Origin of the sequence: Pedobacter sp. L105 (assembly GCF_009765875.1) — a bacterium.
Taxonomy (GTDB): domain Bacteria; phylum Bacteroidota; class Bacteroidia; order Sphingobacteriales; family Sphingobacteriaceae; genus Pedobacter.
This window is the reverse complement of the sequence record NZ_LMUP01000004.1, coordinates 559416-574653: the sequence shown is the minus strand read 5'-3', so window position 1 is coordinate 574653 and position 15238 is coordinate 559416. Positions and strand designations below refer to the sequence as shown.

Sequence of the window (15238 nt, the reverse complement as noted above, 5' to 3'; positions counted from 1 at the left end):
ATGCATGCGTAATTTTATACAATTAATGCTCGACTGGTCGGAAGTTTGGGCTTTGCTGATTCCTATCGGTTTTATCCGTAAACAGCCGTTATTGTATAAACCGGTTGTTTACTATGTATGGATTGCATTGCTCATTAATCTGTTAATAGACTTTACCTGGAAATTCAGGACACAGTTCCCCGTCGCTTTTAATTCAAATAACTATCTATATAATCTGCACTCAATTGTACGGCTCTTTTTGTTCAGCGCTTTTTTCATTAGTTTGAAACAACCTTTTCTGGAAAAAGTGAAAAAGGCCGTACCATTGTTTTTTGATGTTTTTCTGATTGTCAACTTTGGATGGTATGAAAATTTCTTCAATTACCGGTTCTTCAGCAGCAGGCTATTGGCTGTAGAGGCTTTTATACTGCTGTTCTATACCCTGCAATATTATCTGTTTAAGATCAAACAAAATGTAGAAGTGGACATATTCACACCTGATTTTTGGATCGTTACCGGATTGGGTATATACATGACCATTAATTTTTTCATTTTTTTGCTATACAACGAACTCACTATTCGTTTGCAGGAATTTGCCATTAGCCTGTGGAATGTTCATAATATTTCATACATCATATTTAATTTATTTTTATCTAAAGCCTTTTATGAATCCGCCAAATAATGATATTCGGCTTTTATTAGTTGGCGGTATTGCCGCTATGTTAATGCTGTTTATAAGTATTCTGCTTATTTTTATTTTTACACAGCGTAAAAAACTGCAGTATCAGACATCCCTTAATGTACTGCAGGAGGTGCAGCGCGATCAATTAATCGAAGCAGCTGTACGTAGTGAAGAAACAGAACGTCATCGCATTGCGGAAGAGCTGCACGATGAAGTAGGGGCCTTATTATCCTCTTCAAAATTACATTTCCGAAGCCTTAAAATAAGCGGGGCCGACGAATACAATCAATTGTTATATACAAAGGGCAATGAACTACTGGAAGATGCCATCAATAAAGTAAGAGGTATTTCCCATGCGCTTCATTCTTATATTTTGCAGGAGTTTGGACTAAATGAAGCCATTAAACATTTTACAGAAAAAATTGCGCAGCGCTCGGTGATGAATATCACGACTGATCTGGATTATAGCTACAATACGCAGGTACCGCAGAAAGATGTAAGCATTTACCGGATTATCCAGGAGCTGTTTAACAATGTTTTAAAACATGCCGGCGCAGATCAGATCCGTATTGGCTCGGTCTATTCAGACCACCTGTTAAAACTGACTATTTCCCATAATGGAAAAGGCTTAACGCAGCCCGATTTTGAAGACCTGAGGTACAAAAACGAAGGGTTGGGTCTTAAAAATATTCAAAACAGGATTAACCTGTTAAAGGGAAATATTGAATTTTTTATGAATGCAGAAGGTTATCATATTGATATTAACATTCCTATAATAAATGAGTAATGGAAAAGATAAAAATTGCCATAGCTGATGATTATGCCATCTTTCGTGAAGGGTTAAAGGTTGGTTTAAAACCCGATAAGAACCTGCAGGTTGTATTGGAAGCCGGAAATGGGGAAGAATTAATTGCCGGACTGGAGAAACAACCCGTGGATGTGATCCTGATGGACCTGAAAATGCCCGTTATGGATGGTATAGAAGCAACCCGGGAAGTGAAAAAAAGATTTGAATCGATTAAGGTGTTAGCGGTAACGATGTACGATGATGATAAGTTCATAATCCATCTGATGGAAAGCGGGGCGAACGGGTATTTATTAAAAAATACCGAACCCGAAGAAATACGCGCAGCCATCCATACCGTGCATGGAAATGGTTATTATTTTAATGACATTGTGAATAAGGCCTTATTGAAAAAGCTGGTTCTCAAAGGAAATATAAAACCTTCCTTCAATCAGCAAATAGAATTTACGGAACGCGACCTGGAAGTGTTAAAATTGATATGCAATGAAAAAACTGCGGTTGAAATTGGTAAAGAGATATTTCTGAGTCCCCGTTCTGTAGAAGGTATCCGGCAGCGGTTGATTGAAAAGATTGGTGTGCGCAATACCGCAGGCCTGGTGATGTTTGCGGTTAAAAATGGAATTGTATAATTGTTATAATATCGCGGGTTATTTTCTGATTCTGCTTAAAGTTTCGCGGGAAACACCAAGATAAGAAGCAATTGTCCTTAATGGTAAGCGGGCAAGTAATGTGGGGTATGTTTCAATGAAGTGGTGATATTTTTCTTCTGCTGTGGAACTTATATTTAAATAAATTCTTTGTTGACTGGCATCATAACTTCTGGCAAGAAGTTTATCAATAAGCTTCTGTAAATTTGGTATTTTTATTAAGAGCAGATCGAGGTTTTCCTTTGATATCAAAATTACTTCAGTGTCTTCAAGCGCATCAATGTTACTTTTTGCCGGTTCGCCCGTATTGTAACTTTCATTATCGTTTACCCACCAGTTTTCTACCGCGAAGCGAAGTATGTGTTCGTTGCCATCGTTACTAATGCGATAAGAGCGAAGGCAGCCTTTCAAGACAAAACAACTATATTTGCAAACATCTCCCTCGTGGAGAACAAATTGCCTTTTCCTGATTTTTCTATAGATATGCGCTTTTCGCAACATTTCTATTTCGTCAGCAGTCAACTTTATCTGGTTGGTAATATAGTTTATAAAGACTTCAAACATTTCTTCAAATTTAGTTATAAAAATCAATTTACATATCGCTGGCTATAGTAGGTCGAAAACCTGAAAAACCAGTGATAAATATCACCGAAAACTGGTGTCAAATCTCCTTGGCATAACGTTCCGATATTGGTCACCTTCGTAGAAAAAAGACAATTATGCTTATAACGCAAATAAAAGCTATTACTGTAAATGAGTCTGATGAGCACCGTCTCGCCATTAGAACTGTTGATCTTGTTCCTGCCTTGCAAGGTGAGATTACAATCCGTGTTACTGCAATTTCACTAAACCGTGGAGAAACCAGGAGGGCATTAACTACCAGCGTAACCGGAACCCGTCCTGGCTGGGATTTTTCGGGAATAGTTGAAGATACGAATGGTGTAGCAGGTGCGCCTTCCATAGGAACCCGTGTTGTTGGTCTGCTGGCAGTCGGATCATGGTGCGAGCGGGTACATGCTCCATTAAGTTCAATTTCAGTCATTCCGGAGGGGATTACTAATGCACAGGCGGTTTGCCTTCCACTGGCGGGTTTAACGGCACTGCATGCCATACGTAAGGGCGGTTTTCTTCTCGGTAAAAAGGTATTGATTAATGGAGCAAGCGGAGGAGTGGGTCAAATGGCCATTCAGCTGGCATCTGCCGCTGGTGCAGTGGTGTATTCACATATCAGGCAGGCAAATCAAAAGATCTTGGTGGCAGGGGCAAGCACAGGGGCCGTTATCATTGGAGATTCACTCGATGAAGCAAAACAATACGGTCCTTTTGATTTTATCCTTGATTCTTTAGGTGGGGCGGCTTTATCAGCTGCCCTGGGTATGCTTAAGAAAAATGGGACATGTATTACTATCGGTGCTTCTGAAAGTTCATCTGTAACTTTTGACAGTAACGTATTATTCTTTAGCTCGCCGGGTGCATCTTTGAGATCAATGGTCGTATTTGACGAGATTTCTGCTGCCGGATCAATGGCTGACGATCTTGCGCTTTTGCTGAATTTGGTGAAACAAGGTAAATTAAAAATAAATATTGGTGCAGAAGCAAATTGGACGGAAATCGCAACTGTTGCCAAAGCACTAATAGACCGTGAATTTACCGGGAAGGCAGTTCTTCATTTACCACAGCTGTCGTAAACACCTTGGAATTTTCCTAAAAACAAAAATCGCATGAAAGTAATCAACAGATTACCACCTGAAAAAATCACTTAGTTTATATTGATTTGACAGGCTCAAGACCGGCACGTCATCGTTAAAAGTAAATTTAAATAAAGGACACAATTTAACTTCTTTAAAATTGATCGGTTCGCCCCTGATCATGTACCGTTCTACCTGTGCGGGAACAGTTTCTTTGGGAAGATAGGTTGCGGCTGCGGCATAAAAGTCTTCAAGAGTAAGCGGGTTATACCCTTCAGAAGTTCTTGCGGCTTGTACTTTTTTCAATAATTGGAGCAGCATATCCCTCAAAGCAAACTTGCCGCCAGAAGCTAATTGTATCTGGTTATCCAGATAAAAAGCATATAAAGCTCCCCTTCTATAGGGGAGTTTTCTGTAAGCCGGATCTTTCCAGAAATTTGGAGGAATAGAATCATTAGGCACAGCTTTTATATTACTGCTATAATGTAGGTTCAGGATTCGATCATTAAAAAACTTGATTAGGGTATCCTGGGTAAAGATCCCGGAATGGTAGAGATTAGCAAGGCAAACGTAATCGTTAAAACCCTCTGCAAACCACTGATGGTCAGCTTTGCTCTGGTCAAGCAATAATTTGCTGCCGATCCAGGTATGTGAGGTTTCGTGCGCAACGATCTCTTTGTCCCAGGTATCAAACTTTCCAAAGTATTTCATAATGAAACCGTCACCGATATTAATCCCGCCGGCAAAAGGTCTATGCGCTGACTGCAGCTGTGCCAGGTATAAAAAGTAACCTGAATGATCGTCATCTTTCCAATAATTTTTAATGGAAGGAAAGTATTGCCTGAAGTAAGGCACAAGTTCAGCGCTGATGTTGTTTAAGCTATCTCCCTTAGTGGTCACACTATAATAAGAGGCACCTCCTACACTAAGATTTTCAATCTGGATGTTTTTACCTGCTGCGATCAGAAACTGACCACTTTTCTCTTTGGGAATAAAGCACATCTGGCCGGGTTTAGCTTTTGGCGACCATGAAAAGAAAACCGGTGTGGCTGCACTTAATCCATGCAATAATATGCCGGTTTGTTTCGCCAGATGATGTTCGGGATTCATCATAAAGACGGCTGGGGTCAGGTATAAATTATTTGGCGTAATAACCGGCCTGAACAATTCCATCGTAATGGCTTTTTCCTTATTGTCGGTATTAACGCGTCCGTTGATCCGGTAGGTCAGGTAGTGTAAACCGTTCTTTTTATGAATGACAATTACCCTGCTTCTGTTACTGTCGATCTTTAACTGATCTCCTGCACTTCCCTTTAAATTACTCACTACCGAAAATAAACTGCTTTGTCCGCCGAAACCTGGTTTCCCAAAGGTAAATGCTGTGCTGTCTGATGTGGAGGGTGTATAAATTAATCTGACATCTATATAAGATGATGTGCCATTCCAGGTGAGATCGTAATTGAGCTGAGCCTCCTGTGCCTGAACCTTACCGGACAAAAATGCAGCTAAGGCAATCAAGGTGAAAAGATAGTTTTTCATATTGAACGGTTGAAAATCAAGTACGATTAAAATTTAGTTATTGATTGAACCTAACATGGGTCATTTAATGCGTCAAAGATAAAATATAGAATTATTTATTACATAAAAGTTTTTTTTAATTCCTTTGTAGTGTAAATTGGTACATTTATGTTGGATTAAGATAGGAATCAAGAATTATATTATACTTGTTCGCCCGAGTTAGCCTTTATTAAAATCTTGATTTTTTTGAGCGGAGTGCATTAGTGATTAACCAATTTTGATTTATATAATTCAAGAGATTTTTTAATATTTAGTATGATCAATTCCTTTTTAATGATAGGCCAGTCAAATATGGCGGGCCGCGGATATTTGAAAGATGTTAAGCAAATTTATGACGAGCAGATCAAAATGCAGGTGAATGGACGCTGGCAAACAATGATGGAACCGGTCAACTTAGACAGGCCTGTATCGGGTGTCGGACTGGCTGCGTCTTTTGCTGGAGCCTGGCGGTTGAAAAACGATAATGAGCAGATCGGATTAATCCCCTGTGCCGATGGCGGAACCAGTCTTGACGACTGGGCTGTAGACGGGGTGCTTTTTGAAAATGCAATATTTCAGGCGAAACTTGCCCAAAGGACAAGCATACTGAGCGGAATTTTATGGCATCAGGGAGAAAATGACAGCTTTGGTGGTCGTTCCGACCTTTATTTTGATAAATTGAGAGTTATCGTTGATTCCATTCGCAGAGAGCTGAATGCTCCTGATATTCCTTTTATTGCCGGCGGTCTCGGGGATTATTTACCCAGTGGCCGGTATGGCAAATATTTTGCAGAATATAACCTGGTCAATCAGGAATTGATAAGATTTGCCAGAGAAACTCCGAATTGCTATTTCGTAACGGCAACCGGCCTGACGGCTAATGCCGACTGCATTCATTTTGATGCAGTTTCACAGCGAAAATTCGGTATCCGTTATTTCGAAGCGTTCCAGGAAAAGAAAAGCATTCCCGATCCGGTTAATAATGAAACGGAGCTGGTCAATATCATTCAGGACAGACCCTTAACAAATGCTGAAAAGGCGACATTGTCAGAAATCAGTTTTGCGAGAGGCGAAATCTCAGTTAATGAACTTGAGCGGCAGTTAGCTGATAATTTATAAACAACCTTATGGAATCATTGCTAGCTTTATTCACTGACAAATTGGGCCTGACTACCGGTCACTACGAAGCGTTCAGTACACGGCTGAAGACAAAGAACATCAAGAAAAATGAGCACTTAATCCGTGAGGGCTCAGTTTGTGACTTTATCGGATTTGTAGCTTCAGGAACCCTTCGTTCTTATGTGATGAATGACAAAGATGAGTTTAACAACGATTTTTATTTCGACAATGATCCGGTTAGCGCTTACACAAGTTTTCTTACACGATTGCCCACCAATTGTAATATACAAGCGCTAACTAACAGCACGGTTTATTATATCAGTTTTGATAAACTCAATGATCTGGTTGCTCAGGACAGCAATTTTCTTAAACTCGGTAAATACATCTCAGATTCCTTCTTCATCAGAAAATGCAAGCGGGAAACTTCTTTTTTAAGGTATTCGGCAGCTGAAAGACTCGACGGTCTTTCTGAAATATTTCCTGGAATCGAACAGCGGGTATCACAATACCATATCGCCTCTTACTTAGGCGTCAAGCCCGAATCCCTGAGCCGCATAAAACTCTTAACATACATCAATAAATAAGGGCAATAATAGATTGAACTTCGCAATCATTAAACCCATTGAGTATGCCCATCATTGAATTAAAGGTAAGCGGCCAGGAAGATGCCGCCCTGGCTAAAAAATTGGCTAAAGAAATTGGCCGTCTGACAAAAGACGTTTTAGGAAAAAAACCGGAGGTTACTGTAGTCACCATATCCTTCCTGCCAGATCATCTCTGGTTTGTAGATTCCCAATCACTGGCCGAATTAAAAACAAAAAGTTTCCATTTGACTATCAAAATATCAGATTCCACTAATCTGAAGATCGATAAAGCAAATTACATTGATAGCGTACACAAATCCCTGGCTGCTATTCTCGGCACGATCCATCCGGTTAGTTATACGGCTATTCAGGAAATGAAAGCGGATGCGTATGGATATAATGGATTAACGATAGAACATAAATATATCCATAACCAGAAGAAGTGAGCTGCCATGAAAACTACAAAACTACTTTTATTCATTTCAGTGATCTCGCTGCAGCAGGTGCGTGCACAGCAGGCTGCAGATCATAAAAAGGAGATCAGGAACATCATCGATAGCTATAGCCGAAGCGTCATTCAAAAAGACTCTGCTACATTTTATGATCTCTTCAACTCCGGCACAGTTACCTGGTGCGCGGCACTGAAAGACAGGTCTCAGGCAAAAGAACTTGAAAAAAGGGGCGCAGCGAAAGTGCGAAGTAATTATTTTTCCAGTACTTACAAAGGATTTTTCAGGTCTCTGTTCCGGTATGTCTCAACTGAAGATAAGTTTGACAATATCCGCATTGTTGAAGACGGAACCGTTGCAACTGTAACGATGGATTACAGTTTCTGGGCAGATCACAAAATGACCAATTGGGGCGGTAAATATCTAACACTGATCAAAAAAGACGGGAAGTGGAAGATCACCAGTGTCATTTATTCTTTGGAGCTTTCAGAATATTTTGAACAGCCTGCACTCAAGGATAGGCAAACAGTATCCTTTTAGGACTTATATATGGCTGAAAGTATCCTGGATCCCGTTTAAAAAATGCTTCGCAATACAGAAATACCTATCAATTGACGGTTTTTAAATTAGTTTGTCTTTAGCTGCATCCAATAGCGGCGTAACGATGCCAAGCCGGTGGCTTTCCTCAAGGACGTCCTTAAACATCCTGTTAAGTTCTTCCGGATTGGCGTGCCCGTCAATAGCAGCTTGAAAAGCGGTGTTGCCCAGCATCTCGCTCAAGGCTTTTGCTACTGCCGCTTCTGGCTGGCTAAAGAAAGTTAGCTCGGGGTGATCTTCAATGACTACACCGCGGGCCGAGAGCACAGGCATGATCTCCCGAACTACACGAACCGCTTTCTCCATACTTTGGTCTTTATTCTTATAAACATCTCTTCGCGGCGTTCCGGCACGGAGCTGTTCGGCGGTTACAGCAGCACTTACAGCAAAATGCACCCAAAGCCATTCGCGGAAATTACGGTGCTCCCCAAATGTAAAGCCCGCATCAGTAAATACTTTACGGGTACTGAGTTCGCGCCCGGTAGGTTCTGTGCCAAAAGTGCCGAACTCCAGTTTGGGAAACAGCGCTCCAAAGAGTTTGCCGTTTGGTTGAAATCCGCCGCCTGCTGCCGGGAAGCCCCAGGCCAGTTGATCTTGCGGAAGATCAGCAGTAGCTATTTGCGGGTCTTCCCAAAAATTATTCAATATCAATATTGTCGCCCGGCTCGTCCTTGTTGACAGAAAATTCACAACTTCGCTCAAGCGATAATGCGGTACACTAACAATGATCATGTCATAATCGTGATCTGCAGGCAGATCCTCACGCATGTGAATGTTCCAGTCCTGCCTGATAAACTGATCCTGCTCATCCTTCCTGCGCAGGTCGTAGATGTTCAATTTTACATCCGGGCCCAGCTGTGCCGCCCTTCCGGGTCTGACGTAGAAATCAACTTTATTTCCCGCACCTTCCAGCGCCCACCCGTAAAGTGTTGCGATTACGCCTCTGCCAAACATCAGTATTTTCATTTCTTTTAGATATGGCACAAAAATACGATAGCTTTGTCCAACTGTATCATAAGCAGTAGTATACTAAAGTATAGCAACCAAAAATATGATTAAGGATATAAAGGCTGCATTGGATTCCAAATCGTGTGAGACGGAACGGGGATTAGCATTTCTTGATGTCTTAAATGTGGTGTCGGGAAAATGGAAAATGGTATTGATCTGTATTATACAGCAGGACAAGCTGCGTTTTAGCGTCATTCAAAAACTGATACCCGAAATTAGCCCGCGCATGTTGTCCCGGGAATTAAAGGAACTGGAGCTGAATGGTATCGTTAAAAGAACGATGTATGATACTAAACCAGTTACTATCGAATATAGCATCACCGATTCTGCAAAAGAACTGGTGCCTATCATTATGGAAATGGTTGCCTGGGGTGTCGGTCACCGGCAAAAGAATATCATTAGAAAATAATACACCGGCACAGGTTATTCATCTTTTACCACCTGCTCAAATTTCTTCAGCTTATTCCATTTCTGCGTGATCCTGTTCGATAACGGTTTGAGGTTTTTTAAGCAATTCATCACGACTCTGTTGGGCATATCGTAATAGAGATCGTCATAAACAGTACCCATCGTTTCCTGTCCATTCATTTGACCATTATTATGGTTTAAAAATATAAATGAAATATATTAAACATTAATGTTTTATATTTGTAATTATAAGACATTAATGATTTATGACATGGAAAAACACAATCAGTACTCAGACGAATCTTTAGTTGGTTCAATGGAAGATTTTAGCAACAAATATGCTATGGTTAATAACGTTAACATCCACTATGTGGAAGGAGGTCAAGGTACTCCGCTGATCCTGCTTTCCGGATGGCCTCAAAACTGGTATTCTTTTCATCGCATTATGCCGCAACTGGCTAAAAAATATGAGGTGATCGCGGTAGATTACAGGGGGATGGGAACAAGCGGTAAACCAGAAGATGGGTACGACAAAAAGACACTGGCGAGAGACATCTACGAGTTAATAAAATACCTCGGCTATGAGAAAGTGTACATTGCAGGTCATGATATCGGGGCGATGGTTGCCTATAGTTTTGCTGCCAATTACCCTGCTGCGACCATCAAATTAATATTAATGGATGCGACACATCCATCAGAAATGATGTTAAAGATGCCGATGATACCTGCAAAAGGAACTTTCACTGAAAAGATGAATCCTCAGGCACCTTACGGGTTCTGGATGTCCTTCAACCAGGTGAAAGGTTTACCGGAACAGTTATTAGAAGACCGTTTCTATCTATTGCAAGACTGGCTTTATAACTATGTGATGATCGATCCCAGCGCGATGGAGCCTTTTGAAAGACAGGTTTACGCCGCAGCTTATAATAATGCCGATGCGATCCGTGCAAGTAACGGGTGGTACCAAACGTTTACGCAGGATATTGAAGATGAATCTGCCTACGGCCCGCTGGAAATGCCAGTGTTGGGTATTGGCGGTAATATCGGTGGAAAAACACTTAAAATGTCCCTTTCTAAAAAGGCGCCGAATTTAAAAACGGTAGAACTGGAAAACTGTGGACATTTCATTTTGGAGGAAAAACCAGCAGAAGTTCTTGACCTCATGATAGATTTTTTAGGCTAATCCAGACTATAGATTTTTTTCTATGAACGGAGTAATTTTTTGAACATTTAAATCGCCAGAATATATGACCTGTCCAGCCTTATCGATCAAAACGACCTTTGGAAAAGCCGCAATTCCATAGTTCGCATTTACAAGTTTATCATCTCCCCATAAGACTGTATAATTTACTTGATTTTTATTGATGAACGACTTGATTGATTCGTCACTGTCCTCCGTGTTAATTGCAAAAATTTGGAAGGTATCAGCAGTATAACGTTTACTGAGATCATTCAATTCCGAGACAGCCTCGATGCAATGACCACAGTTTTTTATCCAGAATTCCAGTAAGATTAAACGACCGCGGTATTTTGATAAGGTCTCTTGTGAACCATTTGAATAGTTTTTCAGACTTAATTCAGGAGCGATTGTGCCGGGTTTTAAAATCGTAATCGAACTTTTCTTTTCTGGATGGTATGAATTTAAATAACTCGAGTAGTACCATGAAGTTTCTTCGGGAGGTGGTGGATTAATATGGATTTTTGTAAAATCAGTACGATTTAAGTCTGCACTGCCCCTGGTATTTTGAAGCATTATAACGGGTAATAATGTCGACTCGTCGACTATTAATTTATTATAAAATGTTAATTCCTTAGTGGTTGCCGTAAATCCAGTACCTAAATAGTTTGGGAGTTTGTTATGTGACTCAAACGTCAGCATATAAAATTTTTTTTTATTGATCAGGGTATCACTTAGTCCTTTTACTATACTCGTATCTGTAATAATCAAGGGCAGTACATTCCGCAGCGTTATAATGGAATTGTATAAAGCTGTTTGACCTTCGAAACTTGATTTCTGAAGTTTGGTTGTGCTGATCGTTTTCTTTCTGATATCACCCTTCAGTAGCGATGTATTATTAAAAATTGAGAATTCATCGGCGGTTTTATATTGGTATTTAAAACCAACCAAATCATTTTCTCTCCCAAAATCAACATACATTACCCCTCCGGATTTTAAATGATAATTTTCGGAAGGATAGGAGAATTCCTGAGTGTACTGGTAGCTGATTGTTGTCAATGACTTTAATTCCCTGGCCACCTTCTCAAATAATCTGATGTAATCGGGATTTCCTTTTGTTTCGCCATAACCAGGCATGCAAAAGTTCATGAAGATCAACACAAATAAAAAGAGAAAACTAAACTTTTTAAGCATAAAATATTCTATTTGACTTGTAGGATTAGCGGTGAAGATAAGTAAAGTTTTAATGCGTTCGTTTTTTGATACTTAGAATACAGATGCATGCAAAAAAGATATACTTTATGCACCGAACGCTAATGATAATAACCATAAAATAATTGTAAAGTATTTGTTTGGTCCTGCTGATAAAGTTTCCGTTATAAAGAATATTTTTATTAATATAGCCTAAGTAACCGACAAGATGAATGAATTCTATAGCGGGATTCTAACTAAAGATTTTTATAAGCAATACATTTAAAATCCTGTTATCATGAAAAGAAGTATTTATTTTATAATTGGAACCCTGGTATTGTGCTTTTGTAGACAGCCTGCTATAGGCCAATCCAGATTTGATTCACTCACCACGTCATTACAGGAAATTATCAAAAAAGAGAGATTACCTGGGATGTCAGTTGTTTTGGTAAATGCGAATCGCATCGTTTATGAACGCAATTTTGGCTATGCTGATGTTGTGAGAAAAATCAATTATACATCATCCTCCATACAGAGTATTGGTTCTGTAAGCAAAACATTCATTGCTATCGCGCTGATGAAAGCAATTGAGCTGGGATATTTCAATTTAGAAACCGATATCAATACCATTCTTCCTTTTAAAGTATTGAACTCAAAATATCCAGAAAATATAATTACGGTAAGGGAGTTGGCTAATCATTCCTCCAGCATCCTTGACAATCCTGATATTTATCCCAACACTATTCAATTTGATGAAGGATTTGCGCCATATGACACTACCGCCTACAAGCTATTACAAAACCTTGGCTATCGAAAAAAGGTGAGCGACACTCCTCTTAAAATATTCCTGAAAGACTATCTTTCGGTTAATGGAAAATATTACTACCCAAATAACTTTGGTAGTATTGCACCAGGTGGTTCATCGCATTACAGCAATATCGCATCGGCACTTGCAGCGTATCTGATCGAAGTCAAATCCGGCATGAGCTATGCTGAATTCACGGAAAAATATATCTTAAAACCACTTAAAATGTACAATTCAGGATGGTTCCTGAATGCCAAAAAATTAGATCAATATGCCAAACCGTATTATGATCTGGTATCATCATTTCCATTCTATCATAGTGTTACTTATCCAGACGGTGGGCTCAGATCAAATACGGCTGATTTGAGCAAATATATAATTGCCCTGATCAAGGGCTACAATGGCGACCAAAGCTTATTGAGTAGTCAATCATACCAAACAATGTTCAGTCCACAATTTTCCAAAGAGCACCCGCCTGAAGGTATTAGTTTGTTGCACCGGAACAGAGGGATATTCTGGAATCTCTATACTGACGGCACGATCGGTCATGACGGCGATGATCCCGGTGTGAGCTCCTTTCTGTTCTTCAATACTAAGACAGGCCAGGGAGGCGTATTTTTGTGTGATAAATATTTAGCAGACAAAACTCAAATCATCAACTTACTTGTGCGGGCTACTAATTCCCGATTATAAAACAGTTTAAAATTACTGGATATTTTTTTCTGTAAACAAATATTGCATTGTAATACTGTTGTTTTAGTAGATTGTCGTGTAGGAATGCCCCTAAGCTCCACTGATTTTATAAAGATGATAAGGACGCATGCTCTTCATCTTACAGTCAATCCTATTTACCAATAATTACCTTACGGTGCTGTATTCCCCATTCTGCCAGGTTGCTGATGATAGTCTGTAACGTCATGCCATATTCTGTTAATTGATATTGAACAGATATAGGCTGTGTATCTAGTACAGTCCGCTTTACCAGTTTGTTGATCTCCAGCTCCTTTAATTCTTTACTCAACATTTTGTTTGATATTCCTTGTACATCATTCAAAATATCAGAAAATCTTCTTTTGCTATAATAGCAAATGGAAGAAATGATGGAGACTTTCCATTTTCCGTTCAACACGTCCATCGCATCGTGAACGGCCATAATTTCTGTTTTGTGCCCTGATTGGCATTCATATTCTGTCATAAGTTACTTGGTTACCCAAAAGTTACTGTTACTTTTCGTTACAAAGTAACCTAAATTAATTTACCTATTCTAACTTTGCGTCATAAACATTTAAAATCTAATCATGGACTTTACAAATAAGAACGTCGTTATCACAGGTGGAACTACCGGAATAGGCTTAGCAACAGCAAAAGCATTTATCAGCGCAGGAGCAAACGTTTGGATTACGGGTAGAAATGCCGGCAATCTGCAAAAAGCAAGCGCAGAAATAAACAATCCGAAATTGTTTACTGTCGTATCAGACACTTCAAAACTCGAAGAGATTTCGATCCTGGAAAAGGCAGTTGCAGACAGTGGAAACAAATTAGATGTCCTTTTTCTGAATGCGGGAATTGCGACCTTCGAGCCAATAGAAAAAGTTACTGAGGCAAATTTCGACGCACAATTCAACACCAACGTCAAAGGGCATTTTTTCACATTGCAAAAATTACTTCCCTACCTGGCAGACGGGGCAGCAGTAGTGTTCACATCTTCAACGGTTGCCACAGCTTCAAATTCAGGAGCCAGCGTATATTCTGCAACTAAAGGAGCGTTGAATAAAATTGCCCAAATTGCAGCAAACGAATTGGCGGGAAGAAAAATTCGAGTAAACATCGTTAGCCCAGGACCTATTTTAACCCCTGGTTTAGAAAACGCGGTACCCGCAGAAGCAAAAGATTTCTTGGCTGGTGCTACTGCGTTGCAACGGATAGGTGATCCTGATGAAGTTGCAAAAACCGTGTTGTTCCTGGCTTCTGATGCCGCAAGTTTTATTACAGGAACAGAGATCGTTGTGGATGGTGGTTACCTTAATTACGCAACGAAATAACCTGTAACTTCATTTTTACCACAAAAACCACCTTAGAAGGCAAAATAAGGAATATCAAGAGTAGGTTTTATGGTGTCCCGAAGAGTCAGATGTCGAACACTTTTATAGAGAATTGTAATAATATTTAGCTTTTAGAAGGCCATAAAATTTGGTTAATCCGAAAACCTTTTAGGATAATTGGCATAATTATCGTATATTCATATAATTACAAAATTCTTATGATAAGAGAAATTAGTGAATTAAAAAACGTAGCTTCTTCAGCAATATTACGTCTTAGAGGGAGAACTTTAAAATCAGGTCAGCCATTTATGATCAATACCAATGACCTTCCTAAAAACCAGTGCTATCTGGAATTTCCAGATCGTAAAATTCAATTGGTGAGGGCCGTGTGGTTCGGAAACAATCAAGGGAATGGAATATATTCAATTGCAATTTTTCCTACTGAAAATATTGACTACCAAGTTGGTTGATCAAACTGTATACGTTTGTTTAGGAATGTT

Annotated in this window: 19 protein-coding genes; 13 read left to right on the top strand and 6 right to left on the bottom strand. The window is 39.7% G+C overall.

Annotated elements, in window-relative coordinates; all coding sequences use genetic code 11:
- The first annotated feature begins 4 nt into the window (after window positions 1-4).
- The 3 genes from GSQ84_RS07670 to GSQ84_RS07660 are packed head-to-tail and all read left to right on the top strand — an operon-like array spanning window position 5 to window position 2095.
- Complete coding sequence (locus tag GSQ84_RS07670) at window positions 5-661, top strand: hypothetical protein (protein WP_158796663.1); 657 nt, start codon at window positions 5-7, stop codon at window positions 659-661.
- Window positions 645-1448, top strand: coding sequence for a sensor histidine kinase (locus tag GSQ84_RS07665; RefSeq protein ID WP_158796662.1), 804 nt, complete (start codon window positions 645-647; stop codon window positions 1446-1448). The genes GSQ84_RS07670 and GSQ84_RS07665 overlap by 17 nt, the downstream gene beginning before the upstream one ends.
- Window positions 1448-2095, top strand: a complete 648-nt coding sequence (locus GSQ84_RS07660; protein WP_158796661.1) for a response regulator transcription factor — start codon at window positions 1448-1450, stop codon at window positions 2093-2095. Before GSQ84_RS07665 ends, GSQ84_RS07660 begins: the two co-directional genes overlap by 1 nt.
- Before the next feature lie 18 nt (window positions 2096-2113).
- Here GSQ84_RS07660 and GSQ84_RS07655 read toward each other — a convergent pair whose 3' ends face one another.
- Window positions 2114-2677 carry a Crp/Fnr family transcriptional regulator gene (locus GSQ84_RS07655; protein WP_158796660.1) on the bottom strand — a complete coding sequence of 188 codons (564 nt, stop codon included), beginning with the start codon at window positions 2675-2677 and terminating at the stop codon, window positions 2114-2116.
- 155 nt (window positions 2678-2832) lie between these two features.
- On the opposite strand from GSQ84_RS07655, the gene GSQ84_RS07650 reads away from it, so the two are divergent.
- Window positions 2833-3801, top strand: coding sequence for a zinc-binding dehydrogenase (locus GSQ84_RS07650; RefSeq protein ID WP_158796659.1), 969 nt, complete (start codon window positions 2833-2835; stop codon window positions 3799-3801).
- 51 nt (window positions 3802-3852) lie between these two features.
- Here the strand turns inward: GSQ84_RS07650 and GSQ84_RS07645 are convergent, their stop codons facing one another.
- Window positions 3853-5340 carry a hypothetical protein gene (locus tag GSQ84_RS07645; protein WP_158796658.1) on the bottom strand — a complete coding sequence of 496 codons (1488 nt, stop codon included), beginning with the start codon at window positions 5338-5340 and terminating at the stop codon, window positions 3853-3855.
- Between the two features lie 294 nt (window positions 5341-5634).
- Here GSQ84_RS07645 and GSQ84_RS07640 point away from each other — a divergent pair, with 294 nt between their 5' ends.
- From GSQ84_RS07640 to GSQ84_RS07625, 4 genes are read left to right on the top strand one after another with little or no spacing between them, the layout of a single operon-like run.
- Window positions 5635-6477 carry a sialate O-acetylesterase gene (locus GSQ84_RS07640; protein ID WP_158796657.1) on the top strand — a complete coding sequence of 281 codons (843 nt, stop codon included), beginning with the start codon at window positions 5635-5637 and terminating at the stop codon, window positions 6475-6477.
- An 8-nt stretch (window positions 6478-6485) separates the two neighbouring features.
- Window positions 6486-7061 carry a Crp/Fnr family transcriptional regulator gene (locus tag GSQ84_RS07635; RefSeq protein WP_158796656.1) on the top strand — a complete coding sequence of 192 codons (576 nt, stop codon included), beginning with the start codon at window positions 6486-6488 and terminating at the stop codon, window positions 7059-7061.
- A gap of 44 nt (window positions 7062-7105) precedes the next feature.
- Window positions 7106-7507 (top strand): 4-oxalocrotonate tautomerase, encoded by a 402-nt coding sequence (locus tag GSQ84_RS07630; protein ID WP_158796655.1) that lies wholly within the window; start codon window positions 7106-7108, stop codon window positions 7505-7507.
- A 6-nt stretch (window positions 7508-7513) separates the two neighbouring features.
- A complete protein-coding gene (locus GSQ84_RS07625) occupies window positions 7514-8050 on the top strand; it encodes a nuclear transport factor 2 family protein (RefSeq protein ID WP_158796654.1) in 537 nt (178 codons plus the stop codon).
- Between the two features lie 81 nt (window positions 8051-8131).
- On the opposite strand, the gene GSQ84_RS07620 is transcribed toward GSQ84_RS07625, so the two are convergent.
- A complete protein-coding gene (locus tag GSQ84_RS07620) occupies window positions 8132-9073 on the bottom strand; it encodes a ketopantoate reductase family protein (RefSeq protein ID WP_158796653.1) in 942 nt (313 codons plus the stop codon).
- 85 nt (window positions 9074-9158) lie between these two features.
- On the opposite strand from GSQ84_RS07620, the gene GSQ84_RS07615 reads away from it, so the two are divergent.
- Window positions 9159-9524 (top strand): helix-turn-helix domain-containing protein, encoded by a 366-nt coding sequence (locus tag GSQ84_RS07615; protein WP_158796652.1) that lies wholly within the window; start codon window positions 9159-9161, stop codon window positions 9522-9524.
- A 14-nt stretch (window positions 9525-9538) separates the two neighbouring features.
- Here the strand turns inward: GSQ84_RS07615 and GSQ84_RS07610 are convergent, their stop codons facing one another.
- Complete coding sequence (locus GSQ84_RS07610; RefSeq protein ID WP_158796651.1) at window positions 9539-9703, bottom strand: hypothetical protein; 165 nt, start codon at window positions 9701-9703, stop codon at window positions 9539-9541.
- Window positions 9704-9794: 91 nt separating this feature from the next.
- Between GSQ84_RS07610 and GSQ84_RS07605 the strand changes: the two genes are divergently transcribed.
- A complete protein-coding gene (locus tag GSQ84_RS07605) occupies window positions 9795-10706 on the top strand; it encodes an alpha/beta fold hydrolase (RefSeq protein WP_158796650.1) in 912 nt (303 codons plus the stop codon).
- A 6-nt stretch (window positions 10707-10712) separates the two neighbouring features.
- Here the strand turns inward: GSQ84_RS07605 and GSQ84_RS07600 are convergent, their stop codons facing one another.
- A complete protein-coding gene (locus tag GSQ84_RS07600; protein WP_158796649.1) occupies window positions 10713-11894 on the bottom strand; it encodes a TlpA disulfide reductase family protein in 1182 nt (393 codons plus the stop codon).
- Window positions 11895-12189: 295 nt separating this feature from the next.
- Here GSQ84_RS07600 and GSQ84_RS07595 point away from each other — a divergent pair, with 295 nt between their 5' ends.
- Complete coding sequence (locus GSQ84_RS07595; RefSeq protein WP_158796648.1) at window positions 12190-13389, top strand: serine hydrolase; 1200 nt, start codon at window positions 12190-12192, stop codon at window positions 13387-13389.
- 151 nt (window positions 13390-13540) lie between these two features.
- On the opposite strand, the gene GSQ84_RS07590 is transcribed toward GSQ84_RS07595, so the two are convergent.
- Entirely contained in the window at window positions 13541-13849 is a 309-nt protein-coding gene (locus tag GSQ84_RS07590; RefSeq protein ID WP_254070801.1) for a helix-turn-helix domain-containing protein, read from the bottom strand.
- Between the two features lie 145 nt (window positions 13850-13994).
- On the opposite strand from GSQ84_RS07590, the gene GSQ84_RS07585 reads away from it, so the two are divergent.
- Together GSQ84_RS07585 and GSQ84_RS07580 are read left to right on the top strand one after the other, a co-directional pair.
- Entirely contained in the window at window positions 13995-14738 is a 744-nt protein-coding gene (locus GSQ84_RS07585; protein ID WP_158796646.1) for an SDR family oxidoreductase, read from the top strand.
- A gap of 218 nt (window positions 14739-14956) precedes the next feature.
- Window positions 14957-15208 (top strand): hypothetical protein, encoded by a 252-nt coding sequence (locus GSQ84_RS07580; protein ID WP_158796645.1) that lies wholly within the window; start codon window positions 14957-14959, stop codon window positions 15206-15208.
- Window positions 15209-15238 lie beyond the last annotated feature (30 nt).

Coding starts and splice junctions, on each gene's coding strand:
- GSQ84_RS07670 (WP_158796663.1), top strand. CDS start 5: ATGCGTAATTTTATACAATTAATGCTCGACTGGTCGGAAGTTTGGGCT.
- GSQ84_RS07665 (WP_158796662.1), top strand. CDS start 645: ATGAATCCGCCAAATAATGATATTCGGCTTTTATTAGTTGGCGGTATT.
- GSQ84_RS07660 (WP_158796661.1), top strand. CDS start 1,448: ATGGAAAAGATAAAAATTGCCATAGCTGATGATTATGCCATCTTTCGT.
- GSQ84_RS07655 (WP_158796660.1), bottom strand. CDS start 2,677: ATGTTTGAAGTCTTTATAAACTATATTACCAACCAGATAAAGTTGACT.
- GSQ84_RS07650 (WP_158796659.1), top strand. CDS start 2,833: ATGCTTATAACGCAAATAAAAGCTATTACTGTAAATGAGTCTGATGAG.
- GSQ84_RS07645 (WP_158796658.1), bottom strand. CDS start 5,340: ATGAAAAACTATCTTTTCACCTTGATTGCCTTAGCTGCATTTTTGTCC.
- GSQ84_RS07640 (WP_158796657.1), top strand. CDS start 5,635: ATGATCAATTCCTTTTTAATGATAGGCCAGTCAAATATGGCGGGCCGC.
- GSQ84_RS07635 (WP_158796656.1), top strand. CDS start 6,486: ATGGAATCATTGCTAGCTTTATTCACTGACAAATTGGGCCTGACTACC.
- GSQ84_RS07630 (WP_158796655.1), top strand. CDS start 7,106: ATGCCCATCATTGAATTAAAGGTAAGCGGCCAGGAAGATGCCGCCCTG.
- GSQ84_RS07625 (WP_158796654.1), top strand. CDS start 7,514: ATGAAAACTACAAAACTACTTTTATTCATTTCAGTGATCTCGCTGCAG.
- GSQ84_RS07620 (WP_158796653.1), bottom strand. CDS start 9,073: ATGAAAATACTGATGTTTGGCAGAGGCGTAATCGCAACACTTTACGGG.
- GSQ84_RS07615 (WP_158796652.1), top strand. CDS start 9,159: ATGATTAAGGATATAAAGGCTGCATTGGATTCCAAATCGTGTGAGACG.
- GSQ84_RS07610 (WP_158796651.1), bottom strand. CDS start 9,703: ATGAATGGACAGGAAACGATGGGTACTGTTTATGACGATCTCTATTAC.
- GSQ84_RS07605 (WP_158796650.1), top strand. CDS start 9,795: ATGGAAAAACACAATCAGTACTCAGACGAATCTTTAGTTGGTTCAATG.
- GSQ84_RS07600 (WP_158796649.1), bottom strand. CDS start 11,894: ATGCTTAAAAAGTTTAGTTTTCTCTTTTTATTTGTGTTGATCTTCATG.
- GSQ84_RS07595 (WP_158796648.1), top strand. CDS start 12,190: ATGAAAAGAAGTATTTATTTTATAATTGGAACCCTGGTATTGTGCTTT.
- GSQ84_RS07590 (WP_254070801.1), bottom strand. CDS start 13,849: ATGGCCGTTCACGATGCGATGGACGTGTTGAACGGAAAATGGAAAGTC.
- GSQ84_RS07585 (WP_158796646.1), top strand. CDS start 13,995: ATGGACTTTACAAATAAGAACGTCGTTATCACAGGTGGAACTACCGGA.
- GSQ84_RS07580 (WP_158796645.1), top strand. CDS start 14,957: ATGATAAGAGAAATTAGTGAATTAAAAAACGTAGCTTCTTCAGCAATA.